This window comes from Epilithonimonas sp. JDS, from assembly GCF_021261315.1.
Lineage (GTDB): Bacteria > Bacteroidota > Bacteroidia > Flavobacteriales > Weeksellaceae > Epilithonimonas.
In genome coordinates, this window is sequence record NZ_JAJSAX010000005.1 from 164,520 (window position 1) to 188,159 (window position 23,640).

The window sequence follows — 23,640 nt, forward strand, 5'->3', positions numbered from 1 at the left end:
TCAAAATTTAACTTGGCAGATAGTTTGTAATCTAAATAAGTGTTACGACTAACGTAATTTTTAAAACCAAGAAATAATGAAAAATCTATTTAAAATATTAGTTCCTTCTTTTTTAGCATTGGCGATGACATCTTGTATTGCAACCACAGCTCCGGACGGTTATAATAATGGCAGTTACGGCTACAATGATAACTATTCACAAGGATATTCTGACGGTTACAGAGATGGATATTACCAGTCTCCAGACGGATTTTGGTATGCGCCAAATGTAGTTTATTTGGATTATAACAACAATTATTATAGAAACGGAGTCGTATATAATTCCAGAAGAGGTAGAAATAATGTGATTGTTTCTCCACGAAGAGCTTCATTGCAAAATAATATTTCAACCGGAACCAGAACGCAATCCCAACAGCCAATCCGAAGCGAACAAAATGGCTCACGAACTCAAAATAATATTAGAATTCAGCCAAATACAAGTGTTCAAAATGGGACCAGATCTCAATCTCAAAATAATGTGAGAGTTCAACCGAACGCAAACAGCGGGATGAGAAATCAGTCTCAAAATAACGTACGGGTTCAGCCGCAACCTCAGAATAATACAAGATCTGGCTCACAGAACAATGTAAGAGTGCAGCCGCAGCGGGCTCCGCAAGAAAATAATTCGCAGAGATCAAACGGATCACGATAATGAAAAAGCCAGTTTCGACTGGTTTTTTTTTTTTTTCTAAATTTCAAATTTTCGATATTTAAAACGAGTCCAAATGAAAATTATATTATTTTTGTAAAAATTGTAAAGATGCTCGTGATTGGAATTGCCGGTGGAACAGGTTCCGGAAAAACTACTGTTGTAAACAAAATATTGCAACAACTTAATATAGAAGGTGTTAATGTTCTTTCCCAGGATAATTATTATCACGATAATCCGAATTTGACTTTGTCTGAAAGAGAAGTCCTGAATTACGACCATCCAAAGTCCATCGATTTTGATCTGATGTTGCAGCACGTAAAAGCGCTCAAAAATCACCAAAGTATAGAACAGCCCATTTATTCTTTTGTAACGCATTCCAGAACAGGTGATCACGTGACAGTAGAGCCAAAAAATGTTTTGATTGTAGAAGGAATTTTGGTTTTGACGAATAAGGAATTACTAAAGGAATTTAATCTGAAAGTCTTTGTTCACGCGGATTCAGATGAAAGATTAATCCGAAGAATCCGAAGAGATACGCAGGAAAGAGGAAGAGATTTGCAGGAAGTTCTACATCGTTATCAAACAACTTTGAAACCGATGCATCAGGAATTCATCGAGCCTTCAAAAAATGAAGCAGATTTGATCGTTCCGAATATGAGGCAGAATTCTGTAGCGATTGATTTTCTGACGACTGTTATCAATAATTCACTTAAAAAAGTTCATTAAAAATAGACATTCGATTTTAGGTTTAAAATCGATGATTTAAAAATTTACTGTTATGAAAGAACTTATTAAAGAAATCAAGAAAAAATCGCCGACGCTGAAGTTTTTCCAGACTTATGTTTTCAACAAATATCTGTTGACGCTTGTCGGTTTTTTGGTCTGGATGATCTTTTTTGACAGCACCTCTTTTTTGGTAATCAATGAACTGAATGGTGAAATAGGGCGTTATGAAAAACAGCTTGATTTCTACAAAACAGAATATGAAAAGAACGACAAATTCTTTCGCAAACTAATGAACAACAAGGACGAAAAAGAAAAATACGCCAGAGAAAATTACTTTATGAAAAAACCAAATGAAGAGATTTTCATCTTGGTGGTCGATAGTTCTAAAATTGCAAAGAAGTAATACAAAATTTTCAGAATGAGTACATTGGAAGATTGGGAACAGCTTGTAAAAAAGCAACTCAAAACAGATGATATTTACGAAATTCTTCAAAAAGAGAATTTAGAAAATATTGATGTAAAACCATATTACCAAAACAATTCTGAATACAAAATCCTTCCGAAAATAGAAGAAAGCACACATCTTGTTGCCGAATATCAGGAAGGTTTGGAAAATCAAGCCTTCGCATTTCTCCTCAATGAGAATGTTGAAAATCTTGATGAGAAAACTATTTTCATTAATAACGCCGAGCTTTCCGAACGTATCTTGACAGAAGCATCCAACCGCTATTTTTCTTTGATTGATGTCTTTTCTGATGACCAGAAAGCTGAGATCAATGAACAGCTTGCTGGCGAATTGTTATCAAAATCATTTGAAAGAAATATTTGTATTGATGTTAGTTTACATCAAAATTCTGGCGCTTCTATTATTCAACAATTGAGTTTTGCTTTGGCGAAATCGAAGGAATTGGTGGAGAAATTTGGTACTGATATTTTAGATAAATTAATTTTCAAATTTGCAGTTGGAAGTCAATATTTCTTTGAGATTTCAAAAATAAGAGCTTTCAAATATCTTTTCAACCAGCTTTCTAAAGAGTTTGGGAAAGATTCAATTCCGTATATTTTCGTGAAAACTTCGTTAAGAAATAAATCGAAAAACGATCAAGACAACAATCTCATCCGTTCCACTTTAGAATTGGCTTCTGCAATGATTGGCGGCGCTGATGCGGTTTTCTGCAACAATTATAAAATCAAAAACCCCACGGAGCTTTCCAAAGAGATTTCGTTCAAGCAACAGATTGTTTTGGCTTACGAAAGCATTATCAATGTTTTTGAAGATGCAACTTCCGGAAGTTATTTCGTGGAAGACATCACCCAACAATTCGCTGAAAAATCCTGGAAACTATTTCTTCAAATCGAGGAAAAAGGCGGTTATCTAGAACTGTTGAAATCCGGAGAAATCCAAAAACTGATTTTCGACCAAGCAACCAAAGAACAAAGTTGGATTGAAGAAGGGAAAATCAAAATCATTGGTGTCAATCTTTATCCGAAATTGGATATTAAGAAATCAATTTCTGAACTTTATGATTCTGCTGAAATTAAACAAGTGCGTTTGGCTGAAATGTTTGAATGATGAAGAAAAACTTCCAAGATTATTTAGAATATAATCAACATTTCAATCAATCATTAATTCAAAATTATCTTGAAAACAAGTTGATTTGGGGCGAAAAAAGTAAAAGCCTTCTCAATCATATTCTTAATGCACATCAGATTTGGAATGCAAGAATCCTTAATGATAATCAATTTGAAGTGTGGCAAATCAACGCTGATGATTCATTAATAAAAATCAATTCTGAAAATTTCATCAATAGTTCCAAAATCCTTGCTGGAAGAGATATTACAGAAATAATCAATTATCAAAATTCAAAAGGAAAGATATTCGAAAACTCGATTCAGGAGATTTTCTTCCATTTTATTAATCATTCAACTTATCATCGCGGACAAATCGCAACGCTGATGAAGGAAAACGGATTGGAACCTTTGAATACTGATTATATATTCTACAAAAGGTTTTAATTTATTATAAAATTAAAATTACATTATTCTCAATTTTTAGAATTCTTAAACTCAGAATTCGTAACTCTTAACTAATTCACTATCTTTGCAAAAATTTTTAGAAATGAGCGAAGACGGAAAAAGACCAGAAAGAGACAAAAAACCTAGAAGTGCAGGTAGTAGCAGACCTTCTGGAAACTCCCGTAGCTCTGGCGAAAGAACGTCCAAAAGCAGACCATCTGCAGGAGGTGCGCGTAAACCAAAGACAACAAGAGGTGGCGACCGTAATTTTGACAGTAGAGACAAATACGAAAATGGCGATAAAAAGCCTTTCAATAAAAAGCCTTCAAACAAAAAACCATACATCCGACCAGAAACCGCTGAGGACAAAACCAAATCTTTCATCCAAAGAAGAAGACTGGAAAAGATCAGTAAAGAAGTTCATAAAGATACCATCAGACTAAATAAATATATTGCGAATTCCGGGATTTGCAGTAGAAGAGAAGCGGACGAATTGATAGCGCAAGGTCTTGTTGAAGTGAATGGAAAAGTAGTTACAGAAATGGGTTATCAGGTTCAGAAAACGGATAGAGTGGTTTTCGACAGCCAGAATATCACGCCAGAAAAACCGGTTTATGTTCTATTGAACAAACCAAAAGGTTACATCTCAACAACCAAAGACGAAAAAGCGAGAAAAACGGTGATGGATTTGACTGCAAATGCGTCGCCGTACAGAATTTTCCCAGTTGGAAGATTGGACAGACAAACGACTGGTGTTATCCTGTTGACAAACGACGGTCACATCACGAAAAAACTGACGCATCCATCTTTTGCAATGCGAAAAATCTACCACGTAACTTTGGATCGAAAACTGACGAATGACGATATGAAATTAATCGGTGAAGGAATCCGTTTGGAAGAAGGTGTTGCAGAAGTTGACAGCATTTCATTCATCGAAGGGAAACCGAAAAATGAAGTCGGAATCGAGATCCACATTGGATGGAATAGAGTAGTGCGCAGAATTTTCCAAAAGTTGGGTTATGAAGTGGAAGCGCTTGACAGAGTTATGTTTGCCGGACTTACAAAGAAAAATATCAAAAGAGGACACTGGAGAATCCTTACGGAACTGGAAGTGAATAATTTGAAAATGTTGTAATTAGCTTTTGGCTAGTTGCTTTTTGTGGTTGGCTTTTAGAACAAATAAAATATTAAAGACCGAAGAGATTCGGTCTTTTTTGTTATCTTACAATTATAATTTGTAAAATGAGTAAGATTTATATTTTAAGCGGTCTTGGCGTTGACAGAAGGGTTTTTGATCATATTGACTTTGGAAATCTGGATATTGAATTTGTTGATTGGATTGAGCCAAATGAAAATGAACATTTCGAAAATTATGCAGAAAGGATTTCGAGAAAAATCACTTCTGAAAATCCAATTTTAATTGGTTTGTCTTTTGGTGGAATGGTTGCTGTTGAAATTTCTAAAATCATTAAAACAAAAAAAATAATTCTCATTGCATCAGCAAAAAACAAATTTGAACTTCCAAAATTCAACCGGATTTCAGGGAAATTAAAACTGAATAAATTAATACCAAAATCCCTTTTTAAAAAGCAAAACTTCATCACCAATTGGCTTTTCGGAATAAAAACAGACTCTGAAAAACAACTTCTAAAATCTATTCTTAAAGATACAGATCCTAACTTCTTTTCTTGGGCAATCAATGAAATTGTGAATTGGAAAAATGAAATCAGTCCCGAAAATATAATTCACATTCACGGAAATAAAGACTTGATCATTCCTTTTAAAAATGTAAAAGCAGATTTCGTGGTTGAAGGTGGTGGTCATTTTATGACGGTGAATAAACCTGAAGAAATTCGCGAAATTATTTTTAATTCAATCAAATCATTGTTATAAAGAAACATTTTATTTACAAAAATAATGGTGTGTAATTACTTTACGATTTCATTATTGTAAAAAAGCATGCCGTTCTTATCAAATCCAATGATTGTGATTTCTCGATAAGTTGCAATATCGTTGTTGAAGAAATTGATTTTGGTATTAGAAAAATTTGGATTCCAATACAGGACTTCTCTCCAATCTCTGACATTACCTGTGTACTTTGCCTGAGAATAATCGATTGTCCGAAAGTTGGCGACCTTGTCATAAGCTTTTATTTCCACCTTATTATTAATGTTTGAGGATTTGGATATTGGCGTTTTCATATTTGCGCTACGTGTGTAGATCAGGATCGAATTTCCCACTAATCTGCTTCCCTTGATCACTTTTACCATTGCAATGCTGCTAATACTTATTGATCGTATCATATCGGCACTCACACTGATCTCATCCAGATATATTCCTGCTTCTACGCCTCGGATGACAGGCATGTAATTTCCAGGACCAACCATCATAATACTAAGACCCGCAACACGACCTTGCAACCATTGCAAGACATTGAGGGAACCAAATGCATCCTGATTGTCGTTAACAAAATCAAAAATAGTTGCATTCATACTGGAGAACATTCCGGAGGTCAGCTCATCATTCAGTTTTTTGATGGCATCACTCTTTTTCTTTACAATTTTAACTTCTTCGATAAGTGTTTCTTCGTGCTTAATTTTTTCTTCATTCTCAGCATTAATAAAAGCTTTTTCTAAGTTAGAAGGTATTTGGTAATTTTCATCAGCTTCTTTGAGATCGTATCCGGTTTGAGGAAAATTAAATTTTGTAATATTAGATTCGATCAGTGATTTTAATTTCAAGGTAAGATTGGCCTGTTGCTTATCGTTAGAATTTAGAAAATAATTCACAAAATAAGAATCCTCGAAATTCAAATTAGTGATCAATATATCGCCATCTTTATCTGTCGTGAGTTGTGATAAGACCGGTTCTCCATCATCACTTTTGAAAACTAGATTTACAGTTGTGTCTGGTAATGGACGGCTATTGAGCGCAAGTTTTGCGTTATAAGAAATATACTCATTATCAATAAGATTGTATTTAATTATAGGTTTCTGACCATTCAAAACCTTCGACCAGTCAAATCGTTTCCATTTTTCTGAAATAAGGAGCGCGTCCAATGCTACCTGATTTGCGTTTTTTGAAAAATACTGCGCCGGATTTTTTATTGGATTTTTAAAATCTTCGGTTAGAAAAAGACTGCTGACAATGTCTTCCTGCGATGAAGAATTTGAATCACTCACATCTTTTATCAAAACAGTATAATTACTAACGCTTGAATTTTCTTTAATGTCAAAAATGTTCAAAGTTCTGGGTTCATTATTGAAATTCGAATTTTCTATGATGTTAGTGTTTTCATTCAACTTACTATGATTCAAAAAGCAAAGTCTTTGCGCCACCAGATTATCTGTTGCGTTGAATATGGAAATCTGTAAAATTCCCTTTTGATCGATTTCTTTTAGCGGAATTACACTTGAAACTTGAGAATTTGTAGATGTTATTTTTGCTTTGTAAGCCAATTGATTGTTAATGGTTCCTACGATGCTGAAATTTTGTAAATTTTTCTCCAAATTAACGGCATTGATCGTGTACTCTAATCCTGATTTTACAGCAGTGATTTTGAGATTTACTCCTCTGTCCATAACGGTTGGCAACTTACTGATCTGCGAATTTCCTTCATCATCTTCCACCACAACTTTGTATGTTTTGCCAACTTGCGGCGTCATTTGAAATATTGCAATATTATCGTCAAGCGATTTAAAACTTTCTATTTTTTCATCAGGGAAATCGGAGTCTATCAAATAGCCGCTCCAGTTCTTCGTAGATTTTCCCGGAGAATATAATCTGACAGCCACTTTCGTAGAAATCTGATCTACAAATGTTCCTCCTTCTGTAAATGTGTCGATTGACCACTTTGCAGTTTGGGATAAAACTAATTTTTTCTTCGAAGCAGGATTATAAATTGGAATCGATTTGATGAAATTCCATTCGCTGTCAAAGTTTGCCATCCAATTCGTGTAAGCTCTTACAAAATATACATCTTCATTTAATGTTTTATTGATTTCGAATATTCCGGAAGCTTTACCGTCATTGATTAGAATTGTTTTTTTATCAATTAGATTTTTGCTTTGATCATAGAATTCCACGTACAAAGTCTTTGAAATGGAAGATAAACTGTATCCATCAAAAATAAATGATTGAAAACGCATCTGATCACCTGCTACATACTGTTCTTTGTCAAAAAGGATATAAACCTTTTCCTGAGAATAATTTTCCTCAAGATTTGCGATTCCAATATTTAATTTATTCTGGGCATCAATTATTAAAAAATTAAAAATCACAACAAATGCAGTAAAAATTCCTTTCATAAAATTCAGTCATTTTAGTTAAAATTCCAATCGATTTGAATTCTTTAAATTATGAATAATTTCCAAACAAAAAAACAGCATTTTAAAAATGCTGTTGAGATATATAGCTAATTGTTTTTCTAACTCTTAAGAAAATTAATCAAAATCTGATTTAATTCCTCAGCGTGCGTCACATTCAATCCGTGTGGTGCACCAGCAATCACATAGTATTGATTATTAGCTATTCCTTTTGCAGCCTGCTCGCCAGCTGTTGCTATCGGTACAACTTTGTCATCGTCTCCGTGAACGATTAATGTTGGAACAGTTATATTACTTAATTCTGGACGGAAATCCGTATTAGCCCAACTTTCTGCACACTTTATAGTGGCAATTGGAGAAGCTTGGGAAGCAATGCTCCAGTCGTAATTCAATTGTGCCTGGCTGACAGATTGAGATAAAAGTCCGTAATTATAAAAGTTTTTATGGAAACCTTCGAGGAAAGTGACGCGGTCTTTTTTCAGATTTTCAAGAATTTCATTAAGATCACTTTCCGGAACGCCATCGGGATTGTCTTCTTTCTGTTTAACCAAAGGAATAATTGACGATATCAAAGCAACTTTGTCAACATTATCAGAACCGTTGTTCGTAAGATAACGAACTACTTCTCCGCCGCCCATTGAGAATCCGACTAAAACAACGTTTTGAAGATCCAAATCTGAAATTAACTGCTCAAGGTCTGCCGTCAAACCATTGTAATCATAACCGTCCAAAGTAGGCTGAGATTTTCCAAATCCTCGTCTGTCATAAGTGATGACTCTATAGCCTGCATCTAATAATGCCCGCACCTGAGGTTCCCAGGATTTACCGCTGAGCGGCCATCCGTGAATTAAAATAACAGGTTGTCCCTGTCCGAAATCTTCGTAATAAATACTGTAGTTTTTGTCAATGTCTTTTGTGATGTAAGGCATAATGTTAAATTTTTGATATTAATATTTGAATATTTTTATCCAAACATCAGACCATAAAAAAGACTTTTCATGCGAAAAGTCTTTTTAATATTATTTTAACTTTTTACTTTACGATTTCATTATAGTAGAGTAATTTATCATTTTTATCGAAGCTGATGATAATGATCTGCCGGTTTTTCGCTTCGTCATTATTAAAGAATTTTGCTCTTGGCGCCAGCCCGCCATCTTCGGAGAGTGACGGATTCCAGTAAAGGGTTTCCCGTGTGTCTTTCGTGATTTTTTTGTAAGCATCACTTGTAATATCAGGCAATTCAAATTCGATGGATTTGTCGTAACCTTTCAAAACCAGTTTGTTGATTTTTTCTTTGTTTTTATCTTCCTCAGCTATCATATCGCCTCTTCGTGTATAGATTGCGATGGCGTTGCCAACCAAACCATCATTTTTCATCACTTTTACCATTGCAATATCACTTACCGGAAGAGAATTAATCATACTGACATCCACCGGCATCTCGTCCAAAAACAGACTTGCCTGCGAACCACGAATACTTGGAATCAAATTACCTGAACCATCCATTGTAAAGGTCAAACCGGCCGCTCTTCCCTGCAGCCACTGCAATATGTTTTGAGAAGTCTGCGCATCTTTATTTTCATTAACTAAGTCAAAAATTGTAGAATTCATGCCACTGAATTTCCCACTAGAAAGCTGCTTGTCCAATTCTGCTTTTTTATCTACTTTTTTAGCTGTCACTTTCACTTCTTCAATCAATGTTTCTTTGTTGAAGTCATCAATTCCCTTATTGTTTTTTCTGTTTTGAAGTGCTTTTGCAATTGCCGGGTCTTGTGCAGCATTTTTATCATTAATTAAACGATAATTCGTCGCTGGCAAAGCCGATTTATAAGGAATACTTGTTACCAACGGTTGGAAACTGATGTTCAGATTATCTGATTCTGAAACTTGTTTTTTGTCTTTATTAAGGTAATATGAAATGGTCAGAGGCTCGTCAAAATAAATGTTATCAAGATAAATAAAACCGTTGTCATCCGTTACAACCGGCACAAAACTTTTATCAGATTTTTCAGTTTTCAGAAGAAGATTGAGACTTTTATTCGGAATAAACCTCCCATTATTGGTGACTTTTCCTTTGAATGAAAGATTTTTTTGAGGTTTGTAGCTGAATTCCGGAGTCTTTCCTGCCAGCACAGATTCCCAGTCGAAACGTTTCCATTTTTCTGAAATTAATATTGCATCAATCGCTTCCGGATTTGAATCCTTTTCGAAATATTGAGAAGGATTGAAAATGGAATCTGTAAAATCACCAGTCAACCATTTTGCACTCAAAAGCGTATTCTCATTTTTAATTTCTCCCGGATTGTTTTCTTTGACTAAAACCGTGTAGCTTGAATGATCTCCATCCGGCTCAATATCAAAACTGTTGAACGCTCTAGGCTCGTTGTTCATTGATAAAGCTAAAGTCGGCTCATCAAGATTAATTTTTTTTGGATTGACGAAAAATAATCTTTGTGCCGCAACGTTCTGTTTCTCATCAAAGATGGTAAGGTTCAAAACTGCCGTTTCATCGTTGCTCACTTTATTTGGGATATTGCTGGACGCTTCGTTGGCGTTTGTTTTAATATTAGCTCTGTAAACCAACTGATTATTAATCGTTCCTATGATTGTGTAACCTTGAAGGCCCTGTGCGAGATTTGCACCAAGCATTTTATAATTAATACCTTTTGGATCGCTAGTCAGCTGAAGATTAATTCCTGAATTTGAAACTGCAGGTAAATTAATGGTTTGTTTTACACCTTTATTGTCTTCGACAATCGCTTTGTATGATTTTCCAGCTTTTGGATTGATCGTGAAAGTACCAACATTTTCATCAATATTCTTGAAGGTCACCAATTTCTCATTTGGTTTTTCAGAATCGATGACGTAGCCACTCCAAGCGGCCGGTGGAGTTCCTTGTGAATATAATCTCACCGCAAATTTGGTCGGGATGTTCTCGATGAAGGTTCCACTTTCGGGAAAAGCATTGGCTGTCCATTTTGTGTTTTTATCAAGAATTAATTTTGACTCAGAATTCGGATTGTAGATCGGAACCTGTTTCATAAAATTGAACTCTTCAGAAAAATTCGCCATCCAGGTCGTGTAGGCTCTTAGGAAATAGATATCTTCATTAAGGAAATCATTGAGGACAAATGTTCCGTCACCCTCACCATCTTTCAGGAAAACTGTTTTCTTGTCGACCATATTTTTGTTGTGGTCATACAATTCAACAAAAAGTGTATTTGAAATTGTCGAACGTCCATAACCATTGAAGACGAACGATTTGAAATAAATATGGTCTCCAACCACATATTTGTCTTTGTCCAGAAGTAAGTAGACTTTTTCCTGCGGATAATTTTGTTCCAGATTTTGAATCGCTTTATCTATTTTGTCCTGCGCATTCAGCTGTGACATCCCAACAACATAAAGAAAAAATAGGAAGATTTTTTTCATATCAAAAAGCGTATTATTATTGATTTTAAATTCTTTCTGCAAATTAATTAAACAAAAGAAAACCCTCAACATTTGCCGAGGGTTTTATGTAATATTTAACACGGTTTAGATGCCGTTTACAATTGTATTAAGTGTTTCTGATGGTCTCATTGCCACATCTGTCTTTTGGAAATCTGGTTTGTAGTAACCATCGATCTCTTTTGGCTGACCTTGAGAACCAATCAATTCTTCGTTGATCTTGCTTTCGTTTTCTGTCAATGCCTTAGCTACAGGCGCAAATTTAGCTGCAATCTCAGCATCTTTGGTTTGGTTTGCCAAAGCTTCTGCCCAATAAGTTGCCAAGTAGAAATGTGAACCTCTGTTGTCGATAGTCCCTAATTTTCTTCCTGGCGATTTGTCTTCTGCTAAGAATTTAGCATTTGCCTCGTCCAATGCATCAGCCAAGATTTGGGCTTTTGTATTGTTTTGAGTCTGAGCCAAATGTTCCAACGAAGCCTGCAACGCCAAGAACTCTCCAAGAGAATCCCAACGCAAGTAACCTTCCTCAATAAATTGCTCGATGTGCTTAGGCGCAGAACCTCCAGCTCCGGTTTCGAACAATCCGCCACCGTTCATCAATGGAACAATAGACAACATTTTTGCAGAAGTTCCTAATTCCAAAATAGGGAAAAGGTCGGTCAAATAATCTCTTAACACGTTTCCAGAAACGGAGATCGTATCTTTTCCTTCTCTTGCTCTTTCCAAAGTTTCGGTCATTGCATCTTTCACATCCAGGATTTTGATGTCAAGTCCAGTGGTGTCGTGATCAGCAAGATATTTCTCCACTTTTTTGATCATTTCTCTGTCGTGCGCTCTTGCTTTGTCTAGCCAGAAGATTGCTGGTGTATCAGACAATCTTGCTCTGTTGACAGCCAATTTTACCCAATCCTGAATCGGTGCATCTTTGGTCTGACACATTCTGAAGATGTCAAATTTCTCCACTTTTTGCTCAAGCAAAGTGTTTCCGTTTTCATCAAGAACTTTGATGGTTCCGTCCGCATCTGCCTGGAAAGTCTTATCGTGAGATCCGTATTCTTCAGCTTTTTGAGCCATCAATCCTACATTTGGAACAGAACCCATTGTTTTAGGGTCAAGCGCTCCGTTTTTCTTCATATCATCGATTGCCGCTTGGTAGAATCCTGCGTAAGAACGGTCTGGGATAATAGCCACTGTATCTTCTTCAGCACCAGCTTTGTCCCACATTTTTCCGCCATTTCTGATTAATGCTGCCATAGAAGCATCTACGATGATGTCAGAAGGAACGTGGAAGTTGGTAATGCCCTTGTCAGAATTTACCATCGCTACTTTTGGACCATCGTCCAAAGTTTTGTCGATGTCAGCTTTGATCTCAGCTTCTTGTGGAATTCCGGCAATTTTATCGTAAAGATTTTGCAGTCCATTGTTTGGGTTGATGTCCAATTCCTTGAACGTCTCTTTGTATTTATCAAAAACATTTTTGAAGAAAGTCTCAACGATCGCGCCGAAGATGATCGGGTCAGAAACCTTCATCATTGTCGCTTTCAGGTGCGCGGAAAGGATCACGCCTCTTTGTTTAGCTTCTTCAATTGCTTCCTGAACAAATGCTTTCAATGAATTGATATTCAAGACAGAAGAATCGATTACTTCACCAGCCTTAAGGTTTGCGAAATCTTTCAATACTTTTTCAGAACCGTCATTTCCAAAGAAAACAATTTTGAATTTTGAATCATTTTCCAAAGTTGTAGAAGTTTCTGTTCCGTAGAAATCACCTTGTTCCATATTGGCAACATCGGTTTTGCTGTCAGATGCCCAAGCACCCATTTTGTGTGGATTTGCTTTTGCATAATTTTTAACTGCTTTTGGTGCACGTCTGTCAGAATTTCCTTCTCTAAGAACAGGATTTACTGCGGATCCAAGAACTTTAGCATATTTAGCTTTGATCGCTTTTTCTTCGTCATTTTTCGGTTCAGCAGGGTAGTTTGGCAAAGCAAAACCTTTAGCTTTCAATTCTGCGATCGCTTCTTCCAATTGAGGCGCAGATGCAGAGATGTTTGGTAATTTAATAATGTTTGCTTCCGGCGTTGTAGCCAATTGTCCTAATTCCGCCAATGCATCTCCGATCTTTTGATCGTCTGATAGATACTCTGGGAAATTGGCAAGAATTCTACCAGCAAGAGAAATGTCCTTAGCAACAATGTCAACGTCTGCAACAGATGTGAAAGCCTTTACGATAGGCAAAAAAGAATGTGTTGCAAGCATCGGTGCTTCGTCCGTAAGCGTGTAAATAATTTTTGATTTTTCTGACATTATTTAGTTGATTTTATTTCGTATTGAATCACAAAAATACATATTTTATAATGATTTTTTGATAGTCAAAATATGATTTTTGTTCAAATCGGGATTAATTTTTTTCTAATTAATAGTAAAAGTTAAATTTTATTAAAGTAGAATGAATTGTTTGAGAATTCAGAAATCAACCGTTAACTTTGAAGAAATAAATTATACGAACAATGTCACAAATTACATTCAAAGGAAATCCGATCAATACCGTTGGCACTTTGCCGGAAGTTGGAACTGTCGCTCAGGAATTTACATTAATTGGTGCTGATCTTTCAGAAAAGCATTTGGCTGATTACACAGGAAAAAAGGTTCTTCTAAATATCTTCCCAAGCATCGACACTGGTGTTTGCGCAGCGTCTGCAAGAGAATTTAACAAGGAAGCTAGTTCATTGGAAAACACAGTTGTCATCAATGTTTCCAGAGATCTACCATTTGCATTGAACAGATTTTGTGCAGCTGAAGGTCTTGATAACGTGGAGATTCTTTCAGATTTCAGAGGAAATTTCGGTGAAGATTACGGCGTTACACTTAGCGATTCTCCATTGAGAGGTTTGTTGAGCAGAGCTGTAGTGGCTTTGGATGAAACCGGAAAAGTAATCTACACAGAACAAGTGCCGGAAATAGGACAGGAGCCAAATTATTCCGAAGCTGTGAATGCTTTGAAATAAATTCAAAATAAATCATTCAACATAACGGGAAATCTATTATTTTAGATTTTCCGTTTTTTTTATTTTATGGAGGTTTTAAAAAATATATACCAGCATCCTGCTTTTTCAGAAGAAGATTTGAAACTGATTTTTGATAAGCACGAAAAACTGACATTCAAAAAAGGTGAGTTTTTCCTTAAAGAAAATGAAGTTTCCAATGAGTATTTCGTTTTGGAATCAGGCGTTGTGCGATCTTTTGTTTTTGATATTGATAACAATGATATTACGATTAATTTCTTTACAGAATCGGATATTATTATAGAAGCTTCTTCAATTTTCCAAAGAATTCCGTCGATGGAGAATATTCAGGCGGAAACAGACTGCGTGGTCTGGAAGATTGATTATGATGATTTTCAGGGATTATTTTTGACCATTCCCGCCCTTGCAGAATGGGGAAGAGCGTGGATGTCTTACCAGCTTTTTTATCTTAAGCAAAGATCAGTCGAAGTGATAACTAAATCTGCAACAGAGCGTTACCTCGATTTAATTCAAGCAAAGCCTGATGTCCTGAAATTTGTGCCGTTAAAAAATATGGCTTCCTATCTTGGAATCACAGATACATCACTTAGCAGAATCCGAAAGGAAATTGTGAAAGGTTGATTCTTTAAAAATAAACTCAAAAAAAATCAGCAATACTAGAATATTGCTGATTTTTTTTTAATTTATAAACTATTTGTTTTTATGGTTTAGTAAGATCATTCGAAGCCAGTTTTCTCTGCATCTTTTTGTAAATCACATTGGACATAATAACGCTGATCTCATAAAGCAAAACCAGTGGAAGTGCAGCGGCCATCATACTCAAAACATCGGCAGGTGTGATGATTGCAGCAACTACCATGATCAAAACAATAGCGTGACGTCTGTAAGTTCGTAAGAATTTCGGGGTCAAAATCCCGATTGATGTCAGGATATAAACTGCTATCGGAAAAAGGAAAACAACGCCCATTCCCATTGTAACCTGTAGAAATAGAGTCGTGTAATCTGACAAATCAAACAACTGAACGATATTATCAGAAACTTTGAAGAGTAATCCGAAATTGATTGCAAAAGGCAGAATCAAAAAGTAACCAGTCAAAACACCAAGCATAAATAAAATCCAGACAGAATTGATGTAGAAAATAGAATTTTTCTTCTCTGCCGGCATCAAAGCTGGGCTGATGAACCTCCAGATTTCCCAAACTATGTAAGGAAAAGCCAAGACTACACCTGAAAAAATTGAAACCGCCATCATCACATTGAACTGCTGAAACAACTGCTTCTGCTGAACACTGAATTTGGCAGGCATAATAAAGCTATCAACGCCCGTCAGTTCTCTGGAAAAATGATTAACAACTTTAAAAGTGAAAAAATCACTCCTCGTGGGACCGAAAAAAATATGATCCATGACCCAATTGATATTAAATCCGACAACAATTGCCAAAACAATAATCGCTAAAATAGACCTTACCAAGTGGGATCTTAACTCTCCAATATGCCCAAGAAAGGACATTTCTTTTTCTTCACTCATTATTTATATTAATGATAATTTATTTTTGATAGATGATTCGCAAAACGAAATTAATCTTTTATCCCGATTCTTTGCTCTTGTTTCTTTAATTAATTCCCTCGTCGAGCAATTTATGTATATCAATGATGCCGTAATATCGATTTTCGTCTGTCACTACCAATTGACCGATGTTGTATTCTTTCAAAATCTGCATTGCTTCTTTTGCAAGCTTATTTTTATCGATGGTTTTAGGGTTTTTGCTGATGATATCCGAAGCTTTCGCTTTTGAAATATCATTTTGGTTCAGCAGCATTCTTCTAATATCACCATCTGTAATCACGCCAATAATTTCTCCATTTTCAACAACAACTGTGATCCCATGTTTCGACCCGCTGACAGAAATAATAACGTCCCGAATTGAAGCTTCAGAGGTAACTTCCGGTTTATTCATAGAAACGAACTGTTCTACTTTTGCTGTAAGATTTTTCCCCAGACTTCCACCAGGATGAAACTTCGCAAAATCGATTTCTTTAAAATCTTTCAGTTCCATTAGGCATACTGCTAAAGCATCTCCCAGAGCCATTTGAACGGTAGTAGAACTTGTTGGTGCAAGCTTGTTTGGACAGGCTTCTTTGTCCACGTGTGTATCCAAAACAATGTCTGCAGCTTTGGCTAGTTTACTGTCAACATTGCCAGTCATAGCAATTAAAGCAGCCGAATATTCCTTCAGAAATGGCAAAAGATTCACGATCTCAGGAGAATTTCCGGAATAAGAAATACATAAAACTACATCTTGTTTTTGGATCACACCAAGATCACCGTGAATGGCTTCAGCTGCATGCAGAAATTGCGAAGGGGTTCCTGTAGAATTAAGCGTTGCCACAATCTTATTTGCAACGTGAGCAGATTTTCCAATGCCAACAACTATCAGCTTCCCTTTAACTTCATTGATTGTTAGAACACTTTTTATAAAGCTGTCATTCAGGCGGTTCCGAAGACTTGTAAGTTCGCTTATTTCGATATCAAGCGCCTGATGAGCATTAGAGAGAATTTCTTTTGGATCCAAAATTTTAAAATGTTTTATTATTTTTTTTAATAATATTAATTTTGTATCTTCACTTCAATAATTTTAAAATCATGAAATGAAGTTTTAGGCTTCATTTTTTTATCTAAAAAAAACAAAAAATTACTATCGATAATTTGTATAACCTTTAATAATATGCAAATTTAGCAAACAATATCAAAGGATGGACACAAAAGATATCAACTTATCTGCCGAACTCAAAAAATATTTTGGATTTTCAAAATTTAAAGGCCAACAGGAACAGATCATAACAGAACTTCTTGGTGGTAAAGATATTTTTGTTCTAATGCCAACCGGCGGCGGAAAATCACTTTGTTATCAATTACCTGCGCTGATCTCTGAAGGAACTGCAATTGTAGTTTCGCCATTGATTGCCCTGATGAAAAATCAGGTGGATGCCGTGAACGGATTATCTTCCGATGAAGGCGTGGCGCACGTACTTAATTCCTCATTAAACAAAACCCAGACAAAGCAGGTGATGGATGACATCACTGCAGGAAAAACAAAATTGCTTTACGTGGCTCCAGAATCATTAATAAAAGAGGAGTACGTTGACTTTCTGAAAAACGTGCAAATCTCTTTTGTAGCGATAGACGAAGCGCACTGTATCTCGGAATGGGGACACGATTTCCGCCCGGAATACAGGAATCTGAAAGGCATTATTGATAAAATCGCAGACGTGCCTGTAATTGCGCTTACCGCCACGGCGACACCAAAAGTTCAGGACGACATTCAGAAAACTTTGGGAATGAACAATGCTTTGGTATATAAAGAAAGTTTCAATAGAGCTAATTTGTTTTACGAAATCCGTCCGAAAGTCAATGTGGATAAAGAAATTGTAAGATTCATTAATCAGCATAAGGGAAAATCAGGTATTGTCTATTGTCTCAGCAGACGAAAAGTAGAGGAATTTTCACAACTTTTACAGGTGAATGGAATCAATGCTTTGCCATATCACGCGGGACTTGATCAGAAAACAAGAGTTCTGCACCAAGATAAATTTTTGATGGAGGAAGCGGACGTTATTGTAGCAACAATCGCTTTCGGGATGGGAATTGACAAGCCGGATGTTAGATTTGTCATCCATTACGATATTCCGAAATCTTTGGAAAGCTACTATCAGGAAACTGGCCGTGCCGGAAGAGATGGCGGAGAAGGCTATTGTTTGGCATTTTATGATCCAAAAGACATCGAAAAATTAGAGAAATTCCTTGCGCAAAAACCTGTTTCCGAAAGAGAAATTGGACTTCAATTATTAAACGAAGTCGTTGGTTACGCCGAAACTTCAATGAGCAGAAGACAATATCTGCTTTATTATTTTGGAGAAATATTCGATCCTGTAAAAGGTGAAGGTGCATTGATGTGCGATAATTCTCAGAATCCTCCAACCTTAAAAGATGCAACGAATGACCTGAAAAAGGTTTTGGAAATGATAAAAGTTTTGGGCGAAAAATTTAAAACTAAGGATTTGATTTCATTAATAACCGGAAAAGAATCTGCCGTTACCAAATCTTATAAATTAGAACAGACAGAATATTTCGGTTTCGGAAAATCGGAAAGTGATAATTATTGGAAATCCATTATCAGACAAGCGACAGTACAGGATTATCTTAAAAAAGACATCGAAACTTATGGTGTTCTGAAAGTTTCTGAAAAAGGACAGGAAGTCATCAACGGAAAATCAAAAAATAAGTTTCAAATTGCTGAAGACAGAGAATATGATCTTGCCCAATCCAAAACCAAAGCGGATAATGAGCAGGTTCAAATTCAAGCAGGCGGTGGCCTGGATCAGGTTCTTTTCGGACAATTAAAGGAACTTAGAAAAACAGTTGCCAAGAAATACGGCATTCCGCCTTACACGGTTTTTATGGATCCGAGTTTGGAAGATATGACCGTTCAATATCCAATTTCTGTAGAAGAAGTCGCTAAAATTTATGGTGTTGGCGAAGGAAAAGCCAAAAAATACGGTAAAGATTTCGCTGAATTTATCAAGAAATATGTTGAAGAAAATGACATCGAAAGGACTCAGGATACAGTTATAAAACAAGTTGCCAATAAGTCCAGCCACAAGGTTTTTATCATCCAGAATACGGACAAGAAAATCGATCTCGAAGATATTGCGAAAGCAAAAAACATTTCGATGACGGATCTCCTTTCTGAAATGGAAAGCATCATTTATCAAGGAACAAAGTTGAATATCGACTATTATGTCAATGAAAATTTTGATGAAGATATCGTAGAAGAATTTATGGATTTTATGAAAAATTCTGAAAGCGACAGTATGAAAACACTACTTGCAGAATATGGCGATGACTTGACAGACGAAGAAGTGAGAATCTTACGAATCAAATTCATAAGTGATATTGCGAATTAATTTTAAATTGATGCGAAATGAATTCTGATCTAAATAATAAAAAGACTGAACTTTTGCAATGGATTTCTGATCTGCAGGATAAGGATGTTATTTTAGAATTATTGGAACTCAAAAACAATTTAAAAATTTCTTCCTCTGTAAATGAATCAAAAACAGAATATGCTTTAAAAGATGATTTTGAAGAACGATGGGCGAAAGGTTTGACAAAAGAACAATCTATCGAAAGAAGCAAAAGTAAGATTAGAGGATGGTGGGGAAAATAGTTATTTTCTCAGAGGAAGTTTCCGATTATTTAGATAATATTTCAATCATTCTGTATAAAAATCACTATTTTGGATTTTTGGAAGATGCATATCATTATGTCGAAAAAATTCACAATTATATTTATGACAATATTGATAAGCCGATTTCCAAAATTACACCCCAAGCTTTTCAAAAATTTGGGAAGTTTTACATAAAATACAAAGCCAACGAGAATACAACGTGGTATATTTTCTTTGACAGAAGGGACAAACGGTTTCTCGTTAATTACATTTTAAATAATCATACAGAGCAATTTCCGGAATTATTTTTAGAATGAAAAAATCCATCCTTTTCATATTGCCAGATCTGGAAACCGGTGGTGCAGAACGCATCATCACAACCATTGCGAATCATCTTCCCAGAGACAGATTTTCGCCTTCCATCCTGTTGCTTAGGAAAGAAGGTGCTTATCTTGATTTTCTGAAACCCGATGTTGAAATTATAGACATCCAAACACCCAGAATCCGACATTCCTTAAAACCAATTCTTCTTGAAATCAAAAGACGAAAACCAGACATTGTTTTTTCGGGTTTTGGTGAAGTGAATGCTTATCTTTCTTTATTCATCAAGCTTTTTCCGAATACAAAATTTATTGCAAGAGAAACCAATGTCGTTTCCCAGCACGTTACCAGGAAAGAAATCCGATTTTTCTATAAATTCTACAACAATTATGATAGAATCATTGCACAAAGTAATGATATGCAGACAGATTTGATCAATAATTTTGGAATCAGAAAGAATAAATTGATCAAAATCAACAATCCGGTAGATATCGATTTCATTGAAGAAAAACTTAAACTTTCTGGAAAACCTGCCGAATTTTCACCACAATATAAACACGTTGTTGCCATCGGAAATCTCTCTGCCAGAAAGGGTTTTGATAATCTGTTAAAGGTTTTTTCACGTTTGAAAAATCAAAACATTTTACTTCATATTCTTGGTGATGGAAAAGATAAAGATGTTCTTTTGCAGATGAAAGAAATGCTGGGATTGGATCACGTCATTTTTCACGGCAAGAAAAGCAATCCATATCAATATTTAAAATTTGCAGATCTTTTCATCCTGTCTTCCAGATACGAGGGTTTTCCGAATGTGCTTCTAGAAGCCGGAACTTGCGGTATTTATGCCTTAGCCAATAACTGTCCCGGCGGAATTGATGAAATTGTTTTAGACCAGATTAATGGTGAAATTGCCAACATTGAGAATTATGATGATTTTGCTGAAAGGATAAAACATTCTGTCCACAGAAACAACAACAAAGAAGACATCAAAACAGCCATCAAATCTAGATTTTCGAAAGATATTATTTTGAAAAAATATGAAGATCTGCTCTGGAATTTATAACCAAAACTGAATTGAAAATTATGAAAAGTATTTTTTTATTGGCACTAGTAAGTGTGATTTCAGTTTCCTGTAGTTCTGCAAAACCTGGAGATTCGGTTCTTAATCAGGAAGTTCCGTACAAAGTGGCAAAGAATTATTTCGTAAAAAATAATATTGATGCAGCTATTGATAATCCGAAGTTTGAAAATCAGCAGGATTTTGATCAGGTATTCGGAATGGCGACAACGATGGGCGAGAGTGGAAAACCTACAGCAATTGATTTTTCTAAAGAATTTGCAGTGGCACAAATTGAAGATCCGTCAACTCAGAAAGTTGAACTGAAACCGATTTCGATCAGAAAAAATGCCAATATTCTTGAAATTAAATACAGAAAGATCGTTGGCGAAAATCAATCGTACACCTCTCAGCCAGTGATGATATTAATAATTGACAATAAATATAATGGCGACGTTAATTTTGTTGAAGTAAAATAAAAATAAAATTCCTGAAAACTACTTCAGGAATTTTTCTTTTGCAAACTCAAAAACACGTTTGTCTATCGGCAATGGGAAAGGATTCTCGCCATCCAGAGAAAACCATTCTGTCTTTTCTATACAAGGATCTAAGATTAATAAATCTTGCTCATTCAGAATTTCAGCCAGATAATAAATCGTGATCAGCTGCTCATTTTCCCGAAATCTGGAAACCAAAAAATCGTCTTGAGTGTAGAAATGTTCTGTAACATTAATATCAAGATTCAGTTCTTCCTGAAACTCTCTTTTCAGACATTCAATCGTGCTTTCACCGAATTCCAAGCCGCCGCCTGGCAATTTAATGAGGAAATCTCCCGCATATTCTTCGTGAAGAGCAAGGATTTTATGATCTTTAATACAAAGGGCATAAACACGAATGTTGATCTTATCTATCATAGCTGTGATTTGGAATGTCTAATTTAGGGAAAATTATTTTTTCCAGGCAATCATCATCTCTCTTTTTCCCGGAGGTCCTTGTTTTTTTTCAACTTCAAAACCAAGTTCCATTAAGTTTCGTCTTACGCTTCCTTTTGACGAATAAGTGGTTAGCAAACCGCCGGATCTCATTTTTGAAGCAACGATTTCCAGCAATTCCATTTCCCAAAGATCGGGCTGGACTCTCGCACCGAAACAATCAAAATATACAAGATCTATTGGAGGAAGTTCTGTGGTTTTAAGATCGAAAAAGTCTTTTTTAAGTTTGGTAAGGAAAAAGTCTGATGTCAATTCATTTTGGATTTCCCAATCTAACTCGTGGATTTTCAGAGACAAATCTTTGACAAAATCGTTAGAAAATAATTCAGAATAAACAAGTTCTAATGCTTCTTCCAAAAAAATCGGATATTTTTCCACGCCGAAATAGTTGATTTTATTATCTCTACTTTTTTTCAAATATTCATCAATTGTTACCAAAACGTTAAGACCTGTTCCAAAACCGAGTTCTAAAATATTAATTTCGTAACTATTTATTAATTTAAGTCCATTTTCGACAAATACATGTATTGCTTCCTGCAAGGCACCGTGCTTTGAGTGGTAAGTCTCTTCTAAACCGTTGATTAATAATGTTTTACTTCCGTCTTTTGTGGTAATCAATTCTCTTTTCAAAGTATTTTTTTACAAATTTAACATAAATTTTGATTATTAAATATTTATTATATATTTGTAATACCTCAATTAAAATTTAAAAAATGATAATTCAAAAATCTACCAACCCAAGAATTTCCACATTTGATCCTAATAATTTCTCTTTCGGGAACACTTTTATAGATCATATGATAATTTGTGAATACGAGAACGGAAAATGGGGGGATCTTCAATTGATTCCTTATGGACCGATCGGTTTTACCCCAGCTATGATGGGGGTCAACTACGGGCAAGCTTGTTTTGAGGGAATGAAGGCTTATAAGGATAACGATGATCAGGTATTCCTTTTTCGTCCGGAAAAGAACTTTGAAAGGATTAACAAATCCGCAAAAAGATTGGCTATTCCTGAGATTTCCGAAGAAATGTTCATTGACGGACTGAAGGCTTTGGTAGATATTGACAGAGACTGGATTCCAAAGGGAGAAGGAATGTCATTATACATCAGACCAGTTTTATTCGCGACAGAAGAGGCACTTAAGGCAAGAATCTCAGAAAAATATATGTTTGCAATTGTTGCGACACCAGCGAAAAGTTATTACACAGCGCCGGTTTCTGTAAAAATTTCTGATCATTATTCCAGAGCTGCAAGTGGAGGTGTAGGTGCGGCAAAAGCGGCAGGAAATTACGCAGCTTCTTTCTATCCAACGCAATTGGCGATTGAAGAAGGTTATGACCAAATCATCTGGACAGACGACTGTTCTCACGAATATTTTGAGGAAAGTGGAACAATGAATGTTTTTGTAAGAATCAACGATACCATTTATACACCTAAAACTTCCGATAAAATCCTGGACGGAATCACAAGAGACAGTTTCCTGAAGCTTGCTGAAAGAAGAGGAATCGATGTAGTGGTAGGAAATGTGAAAGTGACGGACGTGATCGAAGCGCAGAAGAACGGAACTTTGAAAGAAGTTTGGGGCGTTGGAACCGCTGTTGTAACAAGTATATTTGAAGCTTTAGGCTATCAGGGAGAACACCTGGAATTACCAAAACTATCCGATGAAGAAAGTTTTGCAGCACAGCTTAAAAATGATCTTGTGAATATCCAGACCAATAATGCCGAAGATCCTTTTGGATGGAGAGTATTGGTAGAAGAAAATGTCTATAGCATATAGAATTAAATAAAAAGTAAATTGAAA

22 protein-coding genes are annotated in these 23,640 nt (G+C 35.6%); 14 read left to right on the forward strand and 8 right to left on the reverse strand.

What is annotated here, in order from left to right:
• The first annotated feature begins 76 nt into the window (after nt 1-76).
• The 7 genes from LUD75_RS14575 to LUD75_RS14605 all read left to right on the forward strand — a co-directional run bounded on the left by LUD75_RS14575 (nt 77) and on the right by LUD75_RS14605 (nt 5,326).
• Complete coding sequence (locus LUD75_RS14575; protein WP_232706539.1) at nt 77-691, forward strand: hypothetical protein; 615 nt, start codon at nt 77-79, stop codon at nt 689-691.
• Between the two features lie 108 nt (nt 692-799).
• Nucleotides 800-1,417 carry a uridine kinase gene (gene udk / locus LUD75_RS14580; protein WP_232706540.1) on the forward strand — a complete coding sequence of 206 codons (618 nt, stop codon included), beginning with the start codon at nt 800-802 and terminating at the stop codon, nt 1,415-1,417.
• Between the two features lie 52 nt (nt 1,418-1,469).
• Nucleotides 1,470-1,820 (forward strand): septum formation initiator family protein, encoded by a 351-nt coding sequence (locus tag LUD75_RS14585; protein ID WP_232706541.1) that lies wholly within the window; start codon nt 1,470-1,472, stop codon nt 1,818-1,820.
• A gap of 15 nt (nt 1,821-1,835) precedes the next feature.
• Nucleotides 1,836-2,990, forward strand: coding sequence for a methylmalonyl-CoA mutase family protein (locus tag LUD75_RS14590; protein ID WP_232706542.1), 1,155 nt, complete (start codon nt 1,836-1,838; stop codon nt 2,988-2,990).
• Nucleotides 2,987-3,433, forward strand: a complete 447-nt coding sequence (locus LUD75_RS14595; protein WP_232706543.1) for a DinB family protein — start codon at nt 2,987-2,989, stop codon at nt 3,431-3,433. Before LUD75_RS14590 ends, LUD75_RS14595 begins: the two co-directional genes overlap by 4 nt.
• A gap of 103 nt (nt 3,434-3,536) precedes the next feature.
• On the forward strand, nt 3,537-4,568 hold the full coding sequence (locus LUD75_RS14600) for a pseudouridine synthase (protein WP_232706544.1): 1,032 nt from the start codon (nt 3,537-3,539) through the stop codon (nt 4,566-4,568).
• 107 nt (nt 4,569-4,675) lie between these two features.
• On the forward strand, nt 4,676-5,326 hold the full coding sequence (locus tag LUD75_RS14605) for an alpha/beta hydrolase (protein ID WP_232706545.1): 651 nt from the start codon (nt 4,676-4,678) through the stop codon (nt 5,324-5,326).
• A 35-nt stretch (nt 5,327-5,361) separates the two neighbouring features.
• Here LUD75_RS14605 and LUD75_RS14610 read toward each other — a convergent pair whose 3' ends face one another.
• From LUD75_RS14610 to LUD75_RS14625, 4 genes are all read right to left on the reverse strand, one after another.
• Nucleotides 5,362-7,740: a hypothetical protein gene (locus LUD75_RS14610; RefSeq protein ID WP_232706546.1), complete on the reverse strand. Its 2,379-nt coding sequence runs from the start codon at nt 7,738-7,740 to the stop codon at nt 5,362-5,364.
• Nucleotides 7,741-7,859: 119 nt separating this feature from the next.
• Nucleotides 7,860-8,687 carry an alpha/beta hydrolase gene (locus tag LUD75_RS14615; protein ID WP_232706547.1) on the reverse strand — a complete coding sequence of 276 codons (828 nt, stop codon included), beginning with the start codon at nt 8,685-8,687 and terminating at the stop codon, nt 7,860-7,862.
• Nucleotides 8,688-8,790: 103 nt separating this feature from the next.
• On the reverse strand, nt 8,791-11,190 hold the full coding sequence (locus tag LUD75_RS14620; RefSeq protein ID WP_232706548.1) for a hypothetical protein: 2,400 nt from the start codon (nt 11,188-11,190) through the stop codon (nt 8,791-8,793).
• 105 nt (nt 11,191-11,295) lie between these two features.
• Nucleotides 11,296-13,515 carry an NADP-dependent isocitrate dehydrogenase gene (locus tag LUD75_RS14625; protein WP_232706550.1) on the reverse strand — a complete coding sequence of 740 codons (2,220 nt, stop codon included), beginning with the start codon at nt 13,513-13,515 and terminating at the stop codon, nt 11,296-11,298.
• A 203-nt stretch (nt 13,516-13,718) separates the two neighbouring features.
• On the opposite strand from LUD75_RS14625, the gene tpx reads away from it, so the two are divergent.
• Both tpx and LUD75_RS14635 read left to right on the forward strand, forming a co-directional pair.
• Nucleotides 13,719-14,216, forward strand: a complete 498-nt coding sequence (gene tpx / locus LUD75_RS14630) for a thiol peroxidase (RefSeq protein WP_232706551.1) — start codon at nt 13,719-13,721, stop codon at nt 14,214-14,216.
• A 66-nt stretch (nt 14,217-14,282) separates the two neighbouring features.
• Entirely contained in the window at nt 14,283-14,855 is a 573-nt protein-coding gene (locus tag LUD75_RS14635) for a Crp/Fnr family transcriptional regulator (RefSeq protein WP_232706552.1), read from the forward strand.
• A 79-nt stretch (nt 14,856-14,934) separates the two neighbouring features.
• On the opposite strand, the gene tatC is transcribed toward LUD75_RS14635, so the two are convergent.
• Both tatC and LUD75_RS14645 read right to left on the reverse strand, forming a co-directional pair.
• Nucleotides 14,935-15,762, reverse strand: a complete 828-nt coding sequence (tatC, locus tag LUD75_RS14640; protein WP_232706553.1) for a twin-arginine translocase subunit TatC — start codon at nt 15,760-15,762, stop codon at nt 14,935-14,937.
• Nucleotides 15,763-15,847: 85 nt separating this feature from the next.
• Nucleotides 15,848-16,807: a KpsF/GutQ family sugar-phosphate isomerase gene (locus LUD75_RS14645; protein WP_232706554.1), complete on the reverse strand. Its 960-nt coding sequence runs from the start codon at nt 16,805-16,807 to the stop codon at nt 15,848-15,850.
• Nucleotides 16,808-16,988: 181 nt separating this feature from the next.
• On the opposite strand from LUD75_RS14645, the gene recQ reads away from it, so the two are divergent.
• The 4 genes from recQ (at nt 16,989) to LUD75_RS14665 (ending at nt 21,319) form a co-directional block, all read left to right on the forward strand.
• Nucleotides 16,989-19,199 (forward strand): DNA helicase RecQ, encoded by a 2,211-nt coding sequence (gene recQ / locus LUD75_RS14650; protein WP_232706555.1) that lies wholly within the window; start codon nt 16,989-16,991, stop codon nt 19,197-19,199.
• A gap of 17 nt (nt 19,200-19,216) precedes the next feature.
• Nucleotides 19,217-19,462 (forward strand): hypothetical protein, encoded by a 246-nt coding sequence (locus LUD75_RS14655; protein WP_232706556.1) that lies wholly within the window; start codon nt 19,217-19,219, stop codon nt 19,460-19,462.
• A 313-nt stretch (nt 19,463-19,775) separates the two neighbouring features.
• Nucleotides 19,776-20,846 (forward strand): glycosyltransferase, encoded by a 1,071-nt coding sequence (locus LUD75_RS14660; RefSeq protein ID WP_232706557.1) that lies wholly within the window; start codon nt 19,776-19,778, stop codon nt 20,844-20,846.
• A 20-nt stretch (nt 20,847-20,866) separates the two neighbouring features.
• The gene (locus LUD75_RS14665) at nt 20,867-21,319 is read left to right on the forward strand and encodes a hypothetical protein (protein WP_232706558.1); all 453 of its coding nucleotides are present in this window, start codon (nt 20,867-20,869) and stop codon (nt 21,317-21,319) included.
• Between the two features lie 18 nt (nt 21,320-21,337).
• On the opposite strand, the gene LUD75_RS14670 is transcribed toward LUD75_RS14665, so the two are convergent.
• Together LUD75_RS14670 and mnmD are read right to left on the reverse strand one after the other, a co-directional pair.
• A complete protein-coding gene (locus tag LUD75_RS14670; RefSeq protein ID WP_232706560.1) occupies nt 21,338-21,754 on the reverse strand; it encodes an NUDIX domain-containing protein in 417 nt (138 codons plus the stop codon).
• 33 nt (nt 21,755-21,787) lie between these two features.
• Nucleotides 21,788-22,462, reverse strand: coding sequence for a tRNA (5-methylaminomethyl-2-thiouridine)(34)-methyltransferase MnmD (mnmD, locus tag LUD75_RS14675; protein ID WP_232706562.1), 675 nt, complete (start codon nt 22,460-22,462; stop codon nt 21,788-21,790).
• An 83-nt stretch (nt 22,463-22,545) separates the two neighbouring features.
• On the opposite strand from mnmD, the gene LUD75_RS14680 reads away from it, so the two are divergent.
• Nucleotides 22,546-23,616, forward strand: coding sequence for a branched-chain amino acid aminotransferase (locus LUD75_RS14680; RefSeq protein WP_232706564.1), 1,071 nt, complete (start codon nt 22,546-22,548; stop codon nt 23,614-23,616).
• Nucleotides 23,617-23,640 lie beyond the last annotated feature (24 nt).

Coding starts and splice junctions, on each gene's coding strand:
- LUD75_RS14625 (WP_232706550.1), bottom strand. CDS start 13,515: ATGTCAGAAAAATCAAAAATTATTTACACGCTTACGGACGAAGCACCG.
- LUD75_RS14610 (WP_232706546.1), bottom strand. CDS start 7,740: ATGAAAGGAATTTTTACTGCATTTGTTGTGATTTTTAATTTTTTAATA.
- LUD75_RS14665 (WP_232706558.1), top strand. CDS start 20,867: ATGAAAAGTATTTTTTTATTGGCACTAGTAAGTGTGATTTCAGTTTCC.
- LUD75_RS14585 (WP_232706541.1), top strand. CDS start 1,470: ATGAAAGAACTTATTAAAGAAATCAAGAAAAAATCGCCGACGCTGAAG.
- LUD75_RS14680 (WP_232706564.1), top strand. CDS start 22,546: ATGATAATTCAAAAATCTACCAACCCAAGAATTTCCACATTTGATCCT.
- tpx (WP_232706551.1), top strand. CDS start 13,719: ATGTCACAAATTACATTCAAAGGAAATCCGATCAATACCGTTGGCACT.
- LUD75_RS14670 (WP_232706560.1), bottom strand. CDS start 21,754: ATGATAGATAAGATCAACATTCGTGTTTATGCCCTTTGTATTAAAGAT.
- recQ (WP_232706555.1), top strand. CDS start 16,989: ATGGACACAAAAGATATCAACTTATCTGCCGAACTCAAAAAATATTTT.
- LUD75_RS14655 (WP_232706556.1), top strand. CDS start 19,217: ATGAATTCTGATCTAAATAATAAAAAGACTGAACTTTTGCAATGGATT.
- LUD75_RS14615 (WP_232706547.1), bottom strand. CDS start 8,687: ATGCCTTACATCACAAAAGACATTGACAAAAACTACAGTATTTATTAC.
- LUD75_RS14635 (WP_232706552.1), top strand. CDS start 14,283: ATGGAGGTTTTAAAAAATATATACCAGCATCCTGCTTTTTCAGAAGAA.
- LUD75_RS14660 (WP_232706557.1), top strand. CDS start 19,776: ATGAAAAAATCCATCCTTTTCATATTGCCAGATCTGGAAACCGGTGGT.
- LUD75_RS14605 (WP_232706545.1), top strand. CDS start 4,676: ATGAGTAAGATTTATATTTTAAGCGGTCTTGGCGTTGACAGAAGGGTT.
- udk (WP_232706540.1), top strand. CDS start 800: ATGCTCGTGATTGGAATTGCCGGTGGAACAGGTTCCGGAAAAACTACT.
- LUD75_RS14595 (WP_232706543.1), top strand. CDS start 2,987: ATGATGAAGAAAAACTTCCAAGATTATTTAGAATATAATCAACATTTC.
- LUD75_RS14590 (WP_232706542.1), top strand. CDS start 1,836: ATGAGTACATTGGAAGATTGGGAACAGCTTGTAAAAAAGCAACTCAAA.
- LUD75_RS14575 (WP_232706539.1), top strand. CDS start 77: ATGAAAAATCTATTTAAAATATTAGTTCCTTCTTTTTTAGCATTGGCG.
- LUD75_RS14620 (WP_232706548.1), bottom strand. CDS start 11,190: ATGAAAAAAATCTTCCTATTTTTTCTTTATGTTGTTGGGATGTCACAG.
- tatC (WP_232706553.1), bottom strand. CDS start 15,762: ATGAGTGAAGAAAAAGAAATGTCCTTTCTTGGGCATATTGGAGAGTTA.
- LUD75_RS14600 (WP_232706544.1), top strand. CDS start 3,537: ATGAGCGAAGACGGAAAAAGACCAGAAAGAGACAAAAAACCTAGAAGT.